We start from the raw sequence: 17,515 nt of genomic DNA, 5'->3' as shown, positions 1-17,515 counted from the left end.
CCCGGAAGAAGGGCTTGGGGCTGACTGATCGCGGTGGTCAGTCGGCCAGCACCACCTGGTTGCGCCCCGCGCGCTTGGCCCGGTAGAGCGCCGCGTCGGCCAGGCCGTAGGCGAGCTCGAAGTCGGTCCCCGGCAGGTTGAGGCTGAGGCCGAAGCTGGCCGTCACCAGTGCTGTGCCGGTCTTCTCCCGGGCGATGCGCAGACGCAGGCGTTCGGTCATGGCCAGGGCCTCGTCCCGCGCCAGGGTCGGCAGCAGCACGGTGAATTCCTCGCCACCCACCCGACCGACGATGGCCGGCGCCTGGACCAGCTCCTGCAGGCAGCGGGCGATGGCCTGGATCACCCGATCGCCGGCGGGATGGCCGAACTCGTCGTTGATGCGTTTGAAGTGGTCGATGTCCAGCACGATCATGGCCCCACCCCGTTGCCGCAGGGCCTGGCCGGCCTGGTCGATCACCGCGCCGCGATTGAGCATCCCGGTGAGGGCGTCGTGGGTGGCGCGGTACTCCAGCTGCTGGCTGAGGGTCTGCAATTGCTGGTTGAGGGTGTTCATCTCGCGTTCGGCGCGATCGCTGCGGGCAATCAGCCGGCGGGTCTCGCGCATCAGGCGTTCGAAATGCAGCGTCAGGTCGCCCAGGGCGGCTCGGTAGCGCTCGGCATCGGCGTCGTCGGCCCCATAGAGGGCGCGCGCCGCCTGCAGCACCCCGGCTTCCTGCTCGAACAGGTCGGGGCCCGCCTCGGCGGGGCTGTAGCGCCTGACGCTGGCGGTCATGCCGGCAGCTCGGGATGCTCGATGAACGTCAGCGCCTGGAAGTCCAGTCGCAGTTCTTCGCCGAATTCCTGGATGGTCTCGTCCTCGGCATCGTAGTACCAGTGCAGCTCCACCCGGTTGCCGGCCTGGGCCGCCTGGTCCAGGGCGTCGAACAGGGTGAACAGCATCTTGGTGCTGGAGCTGTTGAAGTAGGCCAGGGCCACGTGCACCCGGATGCGGGCGTCCCGGCGCTGGTCGAGGTAGGCCCGCAGCGACTCGATCACCGGCAGATAGAAGGCCGCGGCGTTTTCCGGAAAGGATTCGCCCTTGAGCCAGAGCTCGTCCTCGGCGAAACGGAAGTCCACCTCCGGAGAGGTGGCGGTGGGAGCGATGAACATGGTGTCCATACGAGGTGGAGGTCCCTGTCAGATGATGGCTTTCAGGCAGAACAGGGTGGTGCCCGGCGTCTGCGTCGAGGGATGGAAGGCGAATTCCAGAGGCGCGCTGGCGTCGCGCGCCATGGTCAGGAAGCCGAGGCCGGCGCCCTTGCTGTCGGCCGGGGTCTCGGCGCGCAGGGACTCGCGATAGGCCTGCTTGATCTGTTCCAGCGACATGCTGCACAGCGGCTCGAGCCGCTCGCGCAGGGCGTCGACCTTGTCGCTGGCGATGGGGTTGGCGCAGAGCATCTGGTAGTTGCCGTCCTGGCGGGTGATACAGACCGAGCCCTGGCCCAGCTTGGTGTCAGCCAGGGCGTCCGGCGGCAGGGCATCGGCGGAATAATGCAGGACGTTCTGTGACAATTCGATGAAGGAAGAAAACAGCTTGCGCCGGGTGGCGCCGCTGATGCCTTCGAACTCCAGTTGCAGCTTCACCACCTCGGCCATGGCGGCGACAATGCCATGGGAGAAATAACCGCGGTGATAGAAGATCACGTGCTGCTGCTGGGCGATGTCGAGAAAGGCGCCGTTCGCGGGAAAGGAGGCGGTCATGTCGGTCAGGCCACGCGGATGCAGAGGAAGGTGAGGTCGTCGCGACGCAGTTCGTCGCCTTGCCAGTGGGCGAGGTCCGCGCTGAGTTGCTCACAGAAGGCGGCGGTGGGCAGCGCACGCGATTCGCTCAGCCGGGTCAGGGCGCGGCGCTTGCCAAAGGAGGTGCGCCGCGGGCCGCCGATCTGGTCGATCAGGCCATCGGTGGTGGCGAACAGCAGGCTGCCCGGCGGCAACGGCAGGGTGGTAGCCGGCCAGCACTGGTCGAGCGGGCTGTCGGCGTAGCCGATCCCCAGGCGCAGCGGCGCCAGGGTCAGGACGTCCGCGGCGTCGGGCGCCAGCAGGTGGAGCGGCATGCGGGCGCCGGCGTAGGTCAGGCTGTGACTGCCTCTGTCCACCCAGAAGCAGGCCAGGTCCAGGCCGTCGTTGGATTCGGAGATGCCGCCGGACTGGCCCAGCATCGCCTTGACGCTGGCGTTGATCGCCGAGAGCAACGCCGAGGGATCGCGCGGTCCCAGCTGTTGCAGGGCCTGGGTCAGGGACGCCGAGGCGATCAGGGTCATGAAGGCACCGGGCACACCGTGCCCGGTGCAGTCGGCGATGGCGCCGAACCAGCCGTCTGCGTGCTGGGCGAAGTGATAGAAGTCGCCACCGACCACGTCGCGCGGCTGCCAGACCAGGGTGGCGTCCTGTTCCATCACCGCCAGGGCCTCGCGCGAGCTGCGCAGCATGGCGCGCTGGATGACGCTGGCGTATTCGATGCTGTGCATGATCTGGCGATTCTTCTCGGCCTGCAGGTCCGAGACGATGCGCATCAGCTGCACGCCCAGGCCGAGCCCGGCGAAACGCCCTTCGCGGGTGACGATGAAGCCATCGGCCAGGGCCTTTTCGCCCACCTCGACGGTGCGCCGGGTCAGCTCCTCGATGGACAGACCGGCATCCACCACCAGCGGCTCCTTGTCCATGAAGGCGATGCAGCTCTTGCGATCGTAGACTTCACGGTGATACGGCTTGCTCATCTGTGAGAGAAAGATGTCGCGGTTGATCAGGCCGATCGGGCGGTCGTGCTCGACTACCGCGAGACTGGTGATCTCGCGGCGTTCGTTGAACAGGTCCATGACCATGGCGTTGGTGTGCTCGGCCTCGACGGCGGGCCACTGGGTGCAGAGGTCGAGGGCGCAGCGTTGGCTGGGGCGGGAGGCGGCACGCGCGGAGGGCAGGGGAGCGGACGACATCGATACGAATCCGTTCTCGGGAGGTCGATGCAGCCTAGGGGCTCCGTGTTGAGCTTTGATGACAGGAGCTGGCCAGGCGCCAGCATAGCGCCGGGCCTGGCCAGGTGGGCGTCAGCCGGTCAGGACCCCCAGGGCGGCGCGGGTGAACGGTGGGGGCGGCACGGCGTTGAGCACCGCACCCTGGAGCACCAGACCGCTGTGGGCGAACTGGCGCTGGGTGGCCTCGATTTCCTTGGCGGTGTTGCAGCCATGGCGTGACACCAGCAGGCAGGTGCCGGCCTGGGCGGCGAGCAGCACCGCATCGGTCACCGCCAGCACCGGCGGGGTGTCGAGGATGACCAGTTCGTAGTCCTGCTGCAGGCCGCGCAGCAGCTCGGTACAGCGCGCACTCATCAGCAATTCGGCCGGATTGGGCGGGCGGACGCCGCCCACCAGGCAATCCAGGCCGGGGATCGCCGAGGGCTGGATCGCCTGCTCGGGCGTCGCCAGCCCCGCCAGCACCTCGGCCAGACCCGGGCGGCGGGCCAGTTGCAGGCGCCGGTGCAGGCGTCCGCGCCGCAGGTCGGCATCCACCAGCAGCACCCGCGTCCCGCCTTCGGCCAGCACCCGCGCCAGTTGCATGGCCACCGAGGACTTGCCGGCGCCGGGGCTGGCGCTGGTGATCAGCAGCAGGTCGTTGCGCGCCTCGGTGCGGGCGAAGGCCAGGCTGGTGCGCAGGATCCGCAGGGCCTCCTGGTAGCCGCTGTCGAGTGAGGTCTGCAGCGGGCCGCCGAGTTGGCGGCTCGGCGCCAGTGGCAATTGCGCCAGCACCGGCAGGCCCAGATTTTCCAGGCCCTCGGCGTCTTCGATGCCGCGCTCCAGGCTGGCGCGCAGATAGACCCAGGCCATCCCGGCCAGGCAGCCGAAGAGCAGGGCGCTGAGGATCAGCAGGGGCTTCTTGGGATAGACCGGGGCGATCTGGGTATAGGCGCTGTCGATGATGCGCACATCGCTCACCGTGCCGGCGCGCACCACCGACAATTCCTGGATGCGCTTGCTCATCAGCGCATAGAGCTTGTCCGCCGCCTCGACGTCGCGCTGCAGGCGCAGGACCTCCTGCTGGGTCTGGGGCAGCTTGGCCAGGCGCTGCTGCACGGCCTGGCGCTCGCCGTTGAGCACCTGGCGGCGCGCCAGCAGGGTCTGGTACAGCGGGTGGGTGGTGGTGAAGCGCAGGGCCAGTCCGAGGCGCTCCATCTCCAGGGCCGACAGCTGGCCATCGAGGTCCACCGCCTGGCGCAGCAGGCTGCGTCCCTCTTCGCCGATGGCGATGGAGCCCTGGCGGCGCTGATAGCGGTCCAGCGCCTGGCGGCCGTCGGCCAGGCGCTGATTCACCCGCGGCAACTCCTGGCGCAGGAAGGCCAGTTGCTGGGTGGATTCGTCGGCGTTGCGGGTCACGTCCTGGCGCACATAGGCCTCGGTGATGCCGCGCAGGATGCGTTGGGCCCGCTGCGGATCGGTGTCCTGCAGCTGGATCGAGAGGATGCCCGAGCGCTTGCCGCGCTCGCTGACCATCAGCCGCTCCTGCAGCGCCTGGATGGCCACGCCGCGGCGTTGCTTGACGAGGATGAATTCGGTGCCCGGATAGGCGTGCAGCTGGGCGATGTCCAGTTGCAGCTCGCCGGCACTGGCCGGCTGGCCCAGCCGACCTTCCAGCAGGCGCTTGCCCTGGGCATCGCTCAGCAGGAAGCGATCCGGGGCCTCGGCGGTGAGGGTCAGCGGCTGGCCATAGAGGGCGTCGGGCACGCTCAGCCTGGCGATGGTCAGCTGTTCGCCGCCCCAGGCGAAGCGCGCGAGGCCGAACAGCGGCGGGGCCACCCCGGTGCCCGCGCGTTCGTGGCGGCGCGCCAGCCAGTCGCCCAGCAGCGGCAGGCGCCGCGGGGTGACGCTCAGGTCCAGGCCCTCGGCGTCCACCACCTCGCCGACCACCCGCCGCGAGGTGAGCAGCTGCATCTCGGTGATGGCTTCCGGCGGCGGCAGCGGTCGGCCGTTGTCGGCTTCGTCCAGCCGCACGATGCCGCGCTGGTATTCGATCTGCACCGTCGCCACCGCCTGATAGCGCGGCGCGGCCAGTTGCGCATAGGCCACGCCCAGCAGGGTGCAGAGGACGATGCAGACGAGCAGGCTGCGGCGATGGCGCCAGAGCGCGGCGCAGTAACGGGCGAAACCTATGTCCGCGGCCTGGGTGGCGGCGGGGAGCGTCTGATGCGACTTGTCCATGCAGGAGCGGGCCTTGGGGCAGGTACGAGAAAGGACAGCCGTCGCAGCCGCACGCTGGCGAGAGGGCAGCGCGCGGCGAACCGGGGGTCGAAATCGTCACACCAGGCAGGGCACAGCTGGGAACGCCAGGCGCTGGATCGGGGATCCGCGCCTTGTCGGCTGGAGTGCTGCGTCGACTCTAAGCGAAAGCAAAAGCCAAAAATGTGACACTCCGTGCAGAACGCGACGGATGCCCGCTTGGCAGCGTCAAGGTGCTAAGGCAGTCTTCTTCGCGACCTGTCGTGTCTCCGGACGACAAGCCATGGCCAGCGCCTGGTGTTCCGGAGTCGCTCGTGCCCGTGCCCTTGCTGGCGAAGGCACCCCAGGTAGCAGATGCAAACGCCGCGGCCCCCTGGCACCGGCGTGTTCCTGACGGCTTCTTGAATGTAGTCAGCGGTTGAAGCCCGGTTACCCGCCCACGCGCCTCTTGGCCTGCGTGGGCGGTCTTGCACCGGTTGTACCAGGCCTGCGGAGGATGGCGCCTGGTTCTTCACTGCCCTGGACGGCGTTCTCGACTGCATGGCTGTCAGGAGACAGGACAATGAGCGTGGTATCTGACGTTACCCATCCCGGGGTCCGGGTGGGACGGTGGCCGTTCTGGCTGGGCGGTCTGGTAGTCGGTCTGCTGTTGCTGCTGGCGCTGCTCTGGCGCCTGCCGGATTTTCGCGACGGCACCGGGGCGCAGAATCTCGAAGCCAGCTATCACGTCCTGCTCAGTCTCAATGCCCTGGACGAATCCGGCGTGACCCGCCACTGGTGGCTGCCCACGGTGACCCTGGGCGGCAGTCACGACAAGCAGGTGTCCTGGGGCGCGACCATCCCCACCCACAGTGGCGACTACGTCTACACCAGCTTCAGCAGCTACGGCTTTCTCGCGCCCTATCTCGGCCTCAAGGCCGCGGGGCTGACGCCTTCGCTGCACAGCCTCGCGCTGTTCAACGCCGCCCTCGGCGCCCTCACGGCGCTGCTGCTGTTCCGCCTGCTCTACCTGGTGCTGCGCAGTCACGGCGCCAGCCGCGGCCTGGCCGCCACGAGCGCGGTGCTGGGCTGCCTGATCGCAGTGTTCAGCCGCGAGGCGCTGCTGTCCCAGGGCCTGCTCTACTGGGTGCAGAGTTTCTACCAGGTGCTGCTGCTGGCCAGTCTGCTGACGCTCTTCCACTACCTGCAGGCGCCTGCCGGCCAGCGCCAGCGGCTGGGCTGGCTGCTGGCCGGCCTGGTCTGCTTCGGCGCCCTGACCGAATGGACCGGCTACGTCTTCGGCGGCGGGCTGGTCGCGCTGTTCTGGCTGCAGCGCCGGCAATTGCCGGAAGGCCAGCGGATGGCCTGGCGCCTGGCCTTCGCCACGGCTTTGGCCGGATTGCTGGTGCTGCTGCACTACAGCCTGGCGGCGGGCCTGTTGCCGACGCTCAAGGCCTTTGCCCGGCGCTTTCTCGCCCGCAGTCCGAACAATGCCCACCTGACCGACTTCTTCGCTGGCTACGGACTGTCCTTCGGCCTGTTCCTGGCCGCGGTGGCCATCGCCCTGGGGGTACTGGTCTGGAAGCGCAAGAGCCTGAACTGGCCGCGCAGCACCACGCTGCTGCTGGTCGCCGCCAGCGTGCCACTGCTGGAAAATCTGCTGCTGCTGCAGCATGCCACCCAGTTTTCCTTCGATCGCCTCAAGTTCATCTTTCCCGCCGCGCTGCTGCTCGGCCTGGCCTTTCTGGCCCTGAAGACCCCGGGGCGCGCCGTGCTCGCCGTGGTGCTGGTGGCCGCGGCCTTGCAGAACGGCCAGACCTATCGCCAGGACCTCGCCGGCTATGCCGGCTGGGGCGCCATCGACCGGCAGAATCAGGCCCTGGTCGGGCTGGTGAAAGGCCAGGTCGCGCTGGACTGCACCCTCATCTCCACCGACATGACGGTGCGCGGCTACGCCAACCTGCTGTTCCACCGCAGCATCCACGAATTGCAGCGCCAGCCGCTGGACTACCACGGCGAGCCGGGGGCCTGTGGCGGACTCTATCTGGAAGGCCGGGATTTCCGCGTCGACCTGCCCGAATACACCCGCGCCCGCCTGAGTCTGGCGGACGGTCGCCAACTGACCTACGCCAAGGTCGAGGGTGACTGGCGCCTGCAATGAACGCCCCATCCATGAACGTGCTGCGAGGAAACCGGGTATGCCGGGTACGCTGATCAATCGACTGAGTTTTCTGGCCCTGGGTGGCCTGATGGTCCTGCAGTTCGGCGTCTTCGAACAGAGCCCGACCAATCCGGTGGGCATCCGCTACGTGGGCGAGCTGTACCTGGCGATCTGCCTGGGTTTCTTCGCGCTCTTCACCCTGAGCACCTGGCATCGGCCGCAGCGCGACTATCGGCTGCTGATGGGCTTCTGCCTGTTTTCCACGGCGGTGTTCGTCGGCCTGCCGGCGGTGTTCGCCCAGCTGTTCTGGGGCCAGCCGCTGGTCTACGGCCTCATCGAGGAGCGGCGGGTGCTCTACTGCTTCAGCGCCTTCCTGGTGCTCTACCTGGCGAAGCGGCTGAATGCCGTGCAGTTCGAGAATCTGATCATCCTGGTCGGGCTGCTCTCGGCGCTGCTGTGCTGGCTGTCCTACTTCAAGATGCTGCCGGACCTGCGCGAGGAGGTGAAGGACCTCAGCCGTCCCGGACGGGCCTCCACGGGGGCAGGCGCCATCTTCTTCGGCTACTTCATCTGCATCTACTTCGCCGGTCGCGGGCGTTCCTTCATCGACGGCCAGTTGCGGCCCAAGCTGAGGCACGGCCTGCTGGCGCTGTTCTTTCTGGCGACCATCGTGGTGGTGTTGCAGACTCGCCAGCTGATCGTGGTCTGCCTGGTGTTCACCATCCTCGCCCTGCGCGCGCGCCTGGTCGGCCCGGCGCTGTTCGGCGCCATCATCATCGCGCCGCTGATCCTCTATCCGCACCTCCTGGAAACCCTCGGCTTCAACCTGGATTTCTATGCGCGCTCGGTGCAGGAAGGCCCTACCGACAACGTCCGGGAAAACACCATTTCCCAGATCATCAACCACCTGCAGCTGTACAACGGCCTGCCCAGCGGCAGCCTCAGCCTGATGTGGAACGACGGCTTCAAGCCGATCTTCGGCGACTACTTCTTCCTTTCCGACGTCGGCATCTTCGGCACCGTGTTCCGCTTCGGCTTCCTGTCGATCCTGGTGATTCCCATCGGCCTGGCGGTCCACTATCTGGTGGCGCGCAAGCTGAGCCGCGACCTGGAATTCACCCTGGCGGTATTCCTCGCCTTCATGACCATCTGGCCGCTGCAGGGACTGTTCGAATACCAGGGCACCGCGGCCCTGCTCTTCGTCATGCAGGCGCTGAAGACCTACCACGGCGCGCCTCAGTACGGGATGATCAGCCTGCCGGAGCGACCGGGAGCGCTGCCGCCCGGTCGCCAGGTCCTGCCGGTCTAGCAGCCGGTCAGGCGTTCGACGCGGCGTTCGCCGGGAAAGAAGAAGGGGCGCAGGCGCACGCCCAGGCTGTTGCCGAAGAAGGCGGCCACCAGCCACAGCCAGCCGTGCAGGCTGCCCGAGGCGATGCCGCTGAAGTAGGCGCCGATGTTGCAGCCATAGGCCAGCCGCGCGCCGTAGCCCAGCAGCAGGCCGCCAAGCACCGCCGCCACCAGCGACCGCGCGGGAATGCGCAGGCTGGGGGCGAAGCGTCCGGCGAGCCCCGCGGCGGCCAGGGCGCCCAGCATGATGCCGAGATTCATCACGCTGGTGACGTCGAACCAGAAGGGCTCGGCCAGCGCCCGGGCATTGGCCGGTTGCTGCCAGAAGGCCCAGCCGGAGACGTCCAGCCCGAGCAGACCGGCACCCTTGGCGCCCCAGAGGGCGAAGGCCGAGGTGACGCCCCAGGGGCGACCGGCCAGGGCCAGGGTGACGAAGTTCAGTATGGCCAGGGCGATGGCGCCCCAGACCAGCGGCCAGCTGCCGCGCAGCAGGCGCGCCGCGCCCTGGTGTTCACCGGGCACCGTGACTTCCAGCGAGCCGTGGCGACGGCGCTCCAGTACCACCGAGACCCCGGCGATCAGGGCGAAGGCCGCCAGGCTGACCAGGATGCCGGGCAGCACGCCCAGGCTGGTCACCAAGGAGGTCGGCGGCAGACTGGGCAGGGCGAACCACCAGCCCAGGTGCTGGGTGGCGATCAGCGAACCGATGACGAAGAACAGCAGGGTCACCAGCATCCGCGCATTGCCGCCGCCGGCGGTGAACAGGGTGCCGGAGGCGCAGCCACCGCCCAGTTGCATGCCGATGCCGAACAGGAAGGCGCCGACCACCACCGAGGTGGACAGCGGCGAGACGTTGCCGCGCACCGCCTCGCCGAACAGGCTGCCGGCGCCCAGGGCGGGAAAGAACAGCAGCACCGCCAGGGCCAGCATCACCATCTGGGCGCGCAGGCCGGCGCCGCGGCGGTCGAGGATGAACACCCGCCAGGCCGAGGTGAAGCCGAAGGCGGCGTGGTAGAGGGTCAGGCCGAGGGCGCCGCCGAGCAGCAGCAGGAGCGCCTGACGGCCGCCCACGGCCTGGCCTAGAAAGACCATGCCCAGGGCGAGCAGGCAGGTCGCCCACAGGGCCGCCCAGGGCAGGCGAGGAGAGGAAAGCGTAGAGGTCTGCTGCATCATGGTTCCGGTAGCTTCGAACTAAAGTCCGACAATTTTAGTAGGACTTGCCCGTGAATCCCAGCCACCCGGCAACTCTGGTTCAATGAAAGGGTTACATCGATATAGCCAGAAGTTATCTAGCATTCAGGACAGCCGTTTGACCGAGGGCGTGGTCAAAGCGGCCAAAGGAATCCCTTGGAGTCGCCGTGTCCGCCGCTGCCGTGCCGTCTGTTCCCGCCTTGCCCACCCTGTCGCGATTGCGCGGCTGGACCGCCCTGGCCGCTGCCCTGGTGCTGGCCGGTTGCAGCCTGACGCCCAGCTCCCAGGGTCCGACCCGTTCGCCGGCTGAGGTGCGCGCCGAGCTCCTGCGGCTGCTGCCGGCCAGCGTCGCGGATCGGCAGGGCTGGGCCAGCGATATCCAGACCGCGTTCAGCGCCCAGGGCCTCGAGCCCTCGACGGACAACCTCTGCGCCGTGCTGGCGGTGGCGGAGCAGGAATCCACCTACCAGGTCGATCCGCCGGTGCCGGGACTGGGGCGGATCGCCCGGGAAGAGATCGACAGACGTGCGGCGCAGGCCTATGTGCCCCAGCTGCTGGTGCGCACCGCGCTCAACCTCAGGTCGCCCACCGGCAAGACCTACGCCCAGCGCCTGGACAGTGCCCGAACCGAGCGCGAGCTGAGTCTGATCTTCGAGGACTTCATCGCCATGGTGCCCCTGGGAGGCCAGCTGTTCGGGCGCTTCAATCCGGTGCGCACCGGCGGCCCCATGCAGGTCAGCATCGACTTCGCCGAGGCTCATGCCCGCGGCTATCCCTATGAGCGCGAGGGTTCCATCCGCCACGAGGTGTTCAGCCGACGGGGCGGTCTCTATTTCGGCACCGCGCACCTGCTGGGCTATCCGGCGGACTATGCCACGCCGCTGTATCGCTTCGCCGATTTCAACGCCGGCTGGTACGCCAGTCGCAATGCCGCCTTCCAGAGCGCGGTAAGCCGGGCCACGGGGATGAAGCTGGCGCTGGACGGCGATCTGGTGGTGCCCGGTTCGCGGACCCAGGGCGAGACCGAGCGGGCGGTCAATCGCCTGGCGCCGGCCCTGGGCATGAGCGACATCGCCATCCGCCACGACCTGGAGGCGGGGGAGTCCGAGGACTTCGCCAAGACCGATCTCTATGCCAAGGTCTATGCCCTGGCCGAGCGCAAGGCCGGTCGCAGCCTGCCGCGCGCCATCCTGCCGGGCATCACCCTGGAGAGTCCCAAGATCACCCGCACCCTCACCACCGCCTGGTTCGCCCAGCGGGTGGAGGAACGCTGGCAGCGCTGCCGGGGCCGCGCCGCGCGCTGAGGGGAGCAGGGGGCCGAACGGCGTTTTCCAGGTGACGAGGGTCGGGCCCGGGGATGGCAATTGGCCAGACTATTCGCCTAACATGGGGCGATGAAGCGGCCTCGCGCCGTACGGTTCTGGTGTAGTCCCTAGAGGTCCAGATGACCGATACCCCCGGCTCCCGGTTGACGCTGATCGTCGACCAGCCCACCCCTACGGCCCGCCATCGGCTGCCACCCCGCGAACAGGCCAAGGCCCTGCGACTGCTGCGCACCCTGGGCCTCGAAGCCGATACCCCGCCGGAACTGGTGCTGGCCTGGCTGGAACGCCGCGATGGCGGTTGTTCGCTGCCGGAAGCGGCGCGCCAGATCGGCCTGGGCAACTGGCTGGGGATCACCACCAGCCTGGCCGACCTCACCCAGAATCTGGCGCGCTTCGAAGCGGCCTACGCCCTGGACAGCGTGCTCGACTCCCTGACCGTCCTGGCCGAGCAGTCGCCGCCCGAGTCCCGCTAGCGGCTAGAGGCCGGCACCACGGATGTTGACGTAGAGGCTGTACAGCGAGTGGGAACCGGCCATGAACAGGCGGTTGCCTTCCGGGCCGCCAAAGCAGAGGTTGGGGCAGCGTTCCGGCAGGTGGATGTGACCCAGCGCCTTGCCGCTGGGATCGAAGACCCGCACGCCATCGAGCGCCTCGGGCTTGGCCGCCGGCGCGCCACTGCTGCCCCATCCGCACCAGAGATTGCCCGCCACATCGCACTTGATACCGTCCAGGGCGCCGTATTCCAGCGCCTCGATGTGCTTGCGGCGCTCGCCCAGGCTGCCGTCGTCCCTGACCGTATAGGCCCACACCAGGCGATTGGGCTTGGCGCGGCCCTCGACCACGTAGAGCAGCTTCTCGTCCGGCGAGAAGGCCAGGCCGTTGGGGCCGTTGAGATCACCGATCACCCGGGTCACCGCCAGGCTCTCGCCGTCGATGCGATAGACCCCATCGGGTTGCTCGGTCTTGACCCTATGACCCTCGTAGTCGCTGTTGGCCTGGAACGGCGGGTCGCTGAACCAGATGGAGCCGTCACGCTTGACCACCACGTCATTGGGCGAATTGAACGGCTTGCCGTCGAAGCTATCGGCCAGCACCGTGATACGCCCATCGTGCTCGGTGCGGGTGACCCGCCGCCCGAGGCCGTGAGTGGTGGAGCCTTCACAGGCGATCAGCCGACCCTGGCGATCACGGGTCAGGCCGTTGGCGAAATTCGACTGGGCGCGGTAGGTGTCCAGCCGGCCGCTGACCTCATCCCAGCGCACGATGCGGTTGTTGGGGATGTCGCTCATCAGCAGGTAGTTGCCATCGCCGATCCACACCGGGCCTTCGGCCCAGCGCAGGCCGGTGGCCAGGCGTTCGACACTGGCGTTGAACAGCCGCAACTCGAGGAAGCGGTCGTCGAGGATCTCGATCAGCGGATCGGGATAGCGTTGGCTCAGGGGTTCCCCGGCGCGGGCGAGACCGGGCAGGGCGAGGGCGGCGCCGCAGACCAGGCCGCCCTGGAGCAACTGGCGACGTGACAATGGCCGGGCGAGGCCCGGGAGGGAGTCATGCATGGTGCAGGTCCTTGATTGTTATTGTTCAGACGAGGCAATGCGGATCAACCTGCATCGGCAGGTTAATCATATGACATCATATGTCTTGTGATGGATGGCGCCAACCGGGGCACGGGCCTAGTCGGCCTCGAGCACCAGGCAGGTCCGACCGCGGCCCTGGCGTTTGGCCTGATAGAGGCGCCGGTCGGCTTCGTGGAGAAAGCCTTCGAGGTCGTCGGCGAGGCCGCTGAAGACGCCGGCGCTGAACGACAGCGGCGGGGCGCCGGGGGCATAGCTCTGGGCGTGGCAGTAGCGGCGCAGCAGGTCCAGCGCCTGCAGCAGCTGCTCCGGTGGCATCCGGCTGACCAGGGCGAATTCCTCGCCACCCAGGCGACCGGTGAGATCCTGGGGCAGGGTCCGGGCCAAGGCCTGGGCGAAGACCACCAGGGCACTGTCACCGCTGGCATGGCCGTGTTCGTCGTTGATGCGCTTGAAGTGATCCAGGTCGAGCATGGCCACGCTCAGGGCGTGGCCCTCGCGTTCGGCCTGGCGGAACAGCTCCTGGGCCTGATCCTGAAAGGCGCGCCTGTTGCGCAGCCCGGTGAGGGAATCGTACTGGGCGGCGTGGGTGAGGGCGCGCATGAGATCCCGCCGTTCCAGGGTCGAGACCACGCGGCAATTGAGCTCCTCGGGGCAGAAGGGCTTGCGCAGGAAGTCGTCGGCCCCCTGCTTGATGAACTTGGCGCTGAGCGAACCCTTTTCGTCGGCCGACAGGCCGATGATGCTGAGGTCGTGGCGGCGCAGCTTCTGCCGCAACATCTGCACCAGTTCGAAGCCGCTGAGGCCGGGCATGCTGTGGTCCACCACCAGCAGGTCGATGTCCGGCTGCTCCTGCAGCAGGCGCAGGGCCTCGTTGCCGTCGCAGGCGTCCAGCAGCTGGTAGCGGTGGGGCGTCAGCACATGGCGGATGTAGTTGCGGGTGGCGTCGGAGTCCTCGGCGATGAGGATCTTGACCGCGGTATTGCTGTCCAGCCGCCGCAGCAGGCGAAAGGCGAATTCGTAGGAGTACTGGCTTTCCTTGAGCACATAGTCGACCACGCCCTTGGTGAGCAGGTCGTCGCGCCGGCGCTCGTCGTAGGAACCGCTGAGGACGATGCAGGGCAGACGATAGCGCAGCACCAGATCGACGCTTTCGCCATTGGGCGCATCGGGCAGGTTGAGGTCCACCAGGGCGGCAAAGAACAGATTGGCCGAGGTTTCCAGCATCAGCTCGGCTTCGGCCAGGGTGGCGCAGAATACCGGCTCGAAGTCGCGCTGCTGACGAAAGAGGTGCGCCAGAATCTTGAGGACCATGGGGCTGTCTTCGATGACCAGGATGGAGCGCACCGGTAACTCCTGCAGGGCAAAGATCGGCCGAGAATAGTTCTGGCGTCAGAGGAAGGGATCATTCGCCTCTGCGTATCGGCCAAAGGATCGACGACTTGAATGGCCGCCGATCCTTCCCGGTTCAGCGGTCCGCCTGGCCTTCCAGCTGGCGCTGCCGGGGCAGGCGCAGGGCGTCGTCGCGCGGCAGCGGGCGACTCAGCAGGTTGCCCTGCACCTTGTCCACCTGCAGCGCCTTGAGCGCTTCCAGCTCGGCGAGGGTTTCCACCCCCTCGGCGATCACCTCCTTGTGGGTCTCGCGGGCGAAGGCGATGATCGCCGAGGCCAGCGCCCGGCGTTCGGCGTCGCGATCGATGTCGCGCACCAGGCTCATGTCCAGCTTGATCATGTCCGGCCGCAGCCGGAGGATGTGTCTCAGACTCGAATAGCCGGCGCCGGCATCGTCGATGGCCAGGCGCACGCCCTGGGCCCGCAGCGGTTGCAGCTGGGCATGCAGGGCGTCGTAGTCGTCGACCTCGGCATGTTCGGTGATCTCCAGCACCAGGCGTCCGGGAGGATTGCCGGCCAGCAGCGCTGGCAGGCGCCCGCCCAGGATGGTCTGCGGCGAACAGTTCATGGTCAGGTAGCTGTCGTCGGGCAGACTCCGCAGTCCCTGCAGGGCGAAGCGCATGGCGCTTTCTTCCAGTTCGTCGCCGAGACCGACGGCGCTGGCTTCGGAAAACCACAGGTCCGGGCTGCGCTGCGGCGGGCAGTGGAAGCGCGACAGGGATTCCCAGCCGGCGATGCGCAGATCCGTCAGGTGATAGATCGGCTGGTAGACGATGCTCGGCTGGTGGGCGGCCACCGCGCCCTGGATGCGCTCGCGCATCTCCACCTGGCCGCGGCGACTGGAGACGTCCAGGCTGAGGCGATCGGCCACCAGTTCGGCAAAGGTCCGCACCAACTCCAGGTCACGGGGACTCAGGGTCGGATCGGGCTGGTACTTGAAGCAGCAGAAGGTGCCATAGAGTTCGCCATCGCTGAGCCGTACGGGCACGCTGACGTGAGCGCCGATGGGCACGCTGCGGGTCTCCGGGATCAGCCGGGTAGCGCCGACGGCGCGGGTGTCGGGGATGAGTTCGGGCAGGTGGCCGGTTACCACCTGCTGACAATAGCCCTGGCTGAGCGGCAGGGCATCGCCGGCCTTGAGCGGCGCATCGGGCGCCGCATCGACGTTGCGAAAGACCCGATCCTGCTGGCGAAATTCGGCAAGAAAGGCCACGTCCATGTCCAGGTGGATGCGCAGCGCGTGCAGCACCTTGTCGATGCAGCCCTGGCTGCTCAGGTTGCCGGTATCCAGGCCAACCACCTCCAACAACTCGGTACCTGATTCCCTCATGTCCTCACTCCCGGGAAACTACGACCTGAACCAGTGTAGAGCCTGGAATGAATTTGTCAGTCAAATGACCTCATCCGTTCGGCTTAACCCCGTTCGGCGTACCAGGCCTCGAAAGCGGGCAGGGCCATGGGCCGGGCCAGCAGATAGCCCTGGACCTCGTCGCAGCCGGCTTGCTGCAGGAAGGCCAGCACCTCGGGCGTCTCTATGCCCTCGGCGACGCTGCGATAGCCGAGCTTGCCGATCAGCGCCAGCAGCGCCCTGACGACCTCCTGCTTGCGTGGATCCTCGGGCAGGTCATGGATCAGCGAGCGGTCGAGCTTGACGCTGGTGACCGGCAATTCGTAGAGATAGGCGAAGTTGCTGTAGCCACTGCCGAAGTCGTCGATGGCGATCTCCAGGCCCAGCTCGCGCAGGGCATGCAGCTGGGCGATGGCCTCGGGATTGCGTCTGAGCCATTCGCCTTCGGTGATCTCCACTTCCAGCCGCCGCGGATCGACACCCTGGCGCTGGCAGGTCTCGCGCAGCAACTCGACCAGATCGCCTTCGTCGAAATCCCGTGGCGACAGGTTGAGCGACAGTCGCCCCTGATAGCTAGTGTCCCAGTGCGCCAGCTGGCCGATGGCGGTACGGATCACCCAGCGGGTGACGCTGTGGATCAGCGCGGTCTTCTCGATCGCCGGAATGAAATCGCCCGGAGCGATGGGGCCGAGTTGCGGATGGGTCCAGCGCAGCAGGGCTTCGGCGCTGCACAGTCGGCGCTCGGGCAGGGCCAGGCGCGGCTGGAAGGCCAGGCTGAAGTCGCCGCGTTCGAGGCCTTCGGGAATCTGCCGGACCAGCTGGAAGATCCGCTGGAAGGCCTCGTCCCGGGGGCGTTCGTAGACGACCCAGTGACGACTGCTCAGCGCCGCCTGATCGACCGCCACCATGGCCTTGCGCAGCAGGTCGCGGACTTCGCCCGCGTCGAGCAGGAAGGGCACCACACCGGCCTTGACCGGCGGATCGATGGGAATGCGGTCGGCCTGGACCGGCATCCGCAACTGGGCGATGAGCGCGTCGAGCAGCGGCGGATAATCGCAGTCCTCCGGCAGCAGGAAGGCGAATCTCTTGGTGTCCACGTGATAGACCTTGGCCCGCTCGCTCAGGGCGTCGCACAGGCGCAAGGCCAGGCTGCGCAGAAAGGTCTCGAAGGGCCACATGCCCTGGGCCAGAATCAGTTGCTCCTTCCAGTGGGTCTCCAGGGGATCCACCAGCACCAGCAGGCGCCCCTCGTCGGGCTGGAGTTCGGCCAGCTGGGCGACATCGGCGTGGAACTGCTGGCGATTGGGCAGGCCGCTGACCGGATCACGGCGGCGCAGGTGCTGGCGCAGGCCTATGAGGCTCATCACCTGGGCGGCGAAATCGTCCAGGCGCTTGCGCTCCTCCGCCGTCAGTTCGCGCGGCTGGCTGTCGAGGATGCACAGGCTGCCGATGGCATAGCCGCCCTCGGTGACCAGGGTCGAGCCGGCATAGAAGCGCACATGGGGGGCGCGTACCACCAGGGGGTTATGGCTGAAGCGGGTATCGCAGCAGGCATCGTTGATCTCCATCCGGCCATCCTCGGCCTGGATGGTGTGGGCGCAGAAGGCGTCCTCGATGGGCATCTGCGCCAGGTCGAAGCCGACGCGGGCCTTGAACCACTGGCGATCGCGATCCACCAGGCTGATCAGCGCGGTCGGCACATTGAAGCTGCTGGCGACCAGTTCGCAGAGGCGATCGAATTCCTCCGCCGGCGCCGAATCCAGCAACTCCAGGGCGTGCAGGGCGTTGAGGCGGTCATCTTCGTACTTCAGTGAATCGGCCATCAGGCTATCTCGGGAATATCGATGAGCCTTGCTCGAGCAACAAGCCCATCCTGGAAGAACTGCCGCGACCCGAGCCAGGCGAGTGCAGCAAACGAGAGGCAGGTCTGCGGAAGTATCGGCGAGAAATCA

At 67.6% G+C, this 17,515-nt stretch carries 14 protein-coding genes; 4 read left to right on the top strand and 10 right to left on the bottom strand.

Annotation, left to right across the window (positions count from 1 at the left end):
• Positions 1-37 precede the first annotated feature (37 nt).
• From ACZ5R1_RS17305 to ACZ5R1_RS17285, 5 genes are all read right to left on the bottom strand, one after another.
• Positions 38-772: a GGDEF domain-containing protein gene (locus ACZ5R1_RS17305; RefSeq protein WP_464712604.1), complete on the bottom strand. Its 735-nt coding sequence runs from the start codon at positions 770-772 to the stop codon at positions 38-40.
• Positions 769-1,158, bottom strand: coding sequence for a DUF1987 domain-containing protein (locus ACZ5R1_RS17300; RefSeq protein WP_007159605.1), 390 nt, complete (start codon positions 1,156-1,158; stop codon positions 769-771). Before ACZ5R1_RS17300 ends, ACZ5R1_RS17305 begins: the two co-directional genes overlap by 4 nt.
• 18 nt (positions 1,159-1,176) lie before the next feature.
• The gene (locus ACZ5R1_RS17295; RefSeq protein WP_007159604.1) at positions 1,177-1,740 is read right to left on the bottom strand and encodes a SiaB family protein kinase; all 564 of its coding nucleotides are present in this window, start codon (positions 1,738-1,740) and stop codon (positions 1,177-1,179) included.
• Positions 1,741-1,745: 5 nt separating this feature from the next.
• The gene (locus ACZ5R1_RS17290; RefSeq protein WP_074583827.1) at positions 1,746-2,972 is read right to left on the bottom strand and encodes a SpoIIE family protein phosphatase; all 1,227 of its coding nucleotides are present in this window, start codon (positions 2,970-2,972) and stop codon (positions 1,746-1,748) included.
• A gap of 111 nt (positions 2,973-3,083) precedes the next feature.
• Complete coding sequence (locus ACZ5R1_RS17285) at positions 3,084-5,228, bottom strand: polysaccharide biosynthesis tyrosine autokinase (protein ID WP_044341444.1); 2,145 nt, start codon at positions 5,226-5,228, stop codon at positions 3,084-3,086.
• 580 nt (positions 5,229-5,808) lie between these two features.
• On the opposite strand from ACZ5R1_RS17285, the gene ACZ5R1_RS17280 reads away from it, so the two are divergent.
• Both ACZ5R1_RS17280 and ACZ5R1_RS17275 read left to right on the top strand, forming a co-directional pair.
• Positions 5,809-7,386: a hypothetical protein gene (locus tag ACZ5R1_RS17280; RefSeq protein WP_077171832.1), complete on the top strand. Its 1,578-nt coding sequence runs from the start codon at positions 5,809-5,811 to the stop codon at positions 7,384-7,386.
• Positions 7,387-7,423: 37 nt separating this feature from the next.
• A complete protein-coding gene (locus ACZ5R1_RS17275) occupies positions 7,424-8,695 on the top strand; it encodes a hypothetical protein (RefSeq protein WP_464712603.1) in 1,272 nt (423 codons plus the stop codon).
• Here ACZ5R1_RS17275 and ACZ5R1_RS17270 read toward each other — a convergent pair.
• A complete protein-coding gene (locus ACZ5R1_RS17270; RefSeq protein ID WP_144955698.1) occupies positions 8,692-9,903 on the bottom strand; it encodes a YeeE/YedE family protein in 1,212 nt (403 codons plus the stop codon). The genes ACZ5R1_RS17275 and ACZ5R1_RS17270 overlap by 4 nt on opposite strands.
• A gap of 221 nt (positions 9,904-10,124) precedes the next feature.
• Between ACZ5R1_RS17270 and ACZ5R1_RS17265 the strand changes: the two genes are divergently transcribed.
• Entirely contained in the window at positions 10,125-11,228 is a 1,104-nt protein-coding gene (locus ACZ5R1_RS17265) for a DUF1615 domain-containing protein (RefSeq protein ID WP_464713294.1), read from the top strand.
• Positions 11,229-11,368: 140 nt separating this feature from the next.
• Positions 11,369-11,722, top strand: coding sequence for a hypothetical protein (locus ACZ5R1_RS17260; RefSeq protein ID WP_007159597.1), 354 nt, complete (start codon positions 11,369-11,371; stop codon positions 11,720-11,722).
• Between the two features lie 3 nt (positions 11,723-11,725).
• On the opposite strand, the gene ACZ5R1_RS17255 is transcribed toward ACZ5R1_RS17260, so the two are convergent.
• The 4 genes from ACZ5R1_RS17255 to ACZ5R1_RS17240 form a co-directional block, all read right to left on the bottom strand.
• Positions 11,726-12,805: an SMP-30/gluconolactonase/LRE family protein gene (locus ACZ5R1_RS17255; protein ID WP_144955695.1), complete on the bottom strand. Its 1,080-nt coding sequence runs from the start codon at positions 12,803-12,805 to the stop codon at positions 11,726-11,728.
• A 117-nt stretch (positions 12,806-12,922) separates the two neighbouring features.
• Positions 12,923-14,170: a GGDEF domain-containing response regulator gene (locus tag ACZ5R1_RS17250; RefSeq protein ID WP_027602525.1), complete on the bottom strand. Its 1,248-nt coding sequence runs from the start codon at positions 14,168-14,170 to the stop codon at positions 12,923-12,925.
• Positions 14,171-14,291: 121 nt separating this feature from the next.
• Complete coding sequence (locus ACZ5R1_RS17245) at positions 14,292-15,545, bottom strand: sensor domain-containing phosphodiesterase (protein WP_181084162.1); 1,254 nt, start codon at positions 15,543-15,545, stop codon at positions 14,292-14,294.
• Between the two features lie 83 nt (positions 15,546-15,628).
• Positions 15,629-17,386: a putative bifunctional diguanylate cyclase/phosphodiesterase gene (locus ACZ5R1_RS17240; RefSeq protein ID WP_464712602.1), complete on the bottom strand. Its 1,758-nt coding sequence runs from the start codon at positions 17,384-17,386 to the stop codon at positions 15,629-15,631.
• Positions 17,387-17,515 lie beyond the last annotated feature (129 nt).

It is taken from the genome of Pseudomonas sp. Pso3, from assembly GCF_055393275.1.
Note: the sequence above shows the minus strand (reverse complement) of the source record. Positions and strands in the feature narration are given on the sequence as shown.

Excerpts from the sequence above, each read along its gene's own strand:
- ACZ5R1_RS17305 (WP_464712604.1), bottom strand. The coding sequence starts at position 772 with ATGACCGCCAGCGTCAGGCGCTACAGCCCCGCCGAGGCGGGCCCCGAC.
- ACZ5R1_RS17300 (WP_007159605.1), bottom strand. The coding sequence starts at position 1,158 with ATGGACACCATGTTCATCGCTCCCACCGCCACCTCTCCGGAGGTGGAC.
- ACZ5R1_RS17295 (WP_007159604.1), bottom strand. The coding sequence starts at position 1,740 with ATGACCGCCTCCTTTCCCGCGAACGGCGCCTTTCTCGACATCGCCCAG.
- ACZ5R1_RS17290 (WP_074583827.1), bottom strand. The coding sequence starts at position 2,972 with ATGTCGTCCGCTCCCCTGCCCTCCGCGCGTGCCGCCTCCCGCCCCAGC.
- ACZ5R1_RS17285 (WP_044341444.1), bottom strand. The coding sequence starts at position 5,228 with ATGGACAAGTCGCATCAGACGCTCCCCGCCGCCACCCAGGCCGCGGAC.
- ACZ5R1_RS17280 (WP_077171832.1), top strand. The coding sequence starts at position 5,809 with ATGAGCGTGGTATCTGACGTTACCCATCCCGGGGTCCGGGTGGGACGG.
- ACZ5R1_RS17275 (WP_464712603.1), top strand. The coding sequence starts at position 7,424 with ATGCCGGGTACGCTGATCAATCGACTGAGTTTTCTGGCCCTGGGTGGC.
- ACZ5R1_RS17270 (WP_144955698.1), bottom strand. The coding sequence starts at position 9,903 with ATGCAGCAGACCTCTACGCTTTCCTCTCCTCGCCTGCCCTGGGCGGCC.
- ACZ5R1_RS17260 (WP_007159597.1), top strand. The coding sequence starts at position 11,369 with ATGACCGATACCCCCGGCTCCCGGTTGACGCTGATCGTCGACCAGCCC.
- ACZ5R1_RS17255 (WP_144955695.1), bottom strand. The coding sequence starts at position 12,805 with ATGCATGACTCCCTCCCGGGCCTCGCCCGGCCATTGTCACGTCGCCAG.
- ACZ5R1_RS17245 (WP_181084162.1), bottom strand. The coding sequence starts at position 15,545 with ATGAGGGAATCAGGTACCGAGTTGTTGGAGGTGGTTGGCCTGGATACC.
- ACZ5R1_RS17240 (WP_464712602.1), bottom strand. The coding sequence starts at position 17,386 with ATGGCCGATTCACTGAAGTACGAAGATGACCGCCTCAACGCCCTGCAC.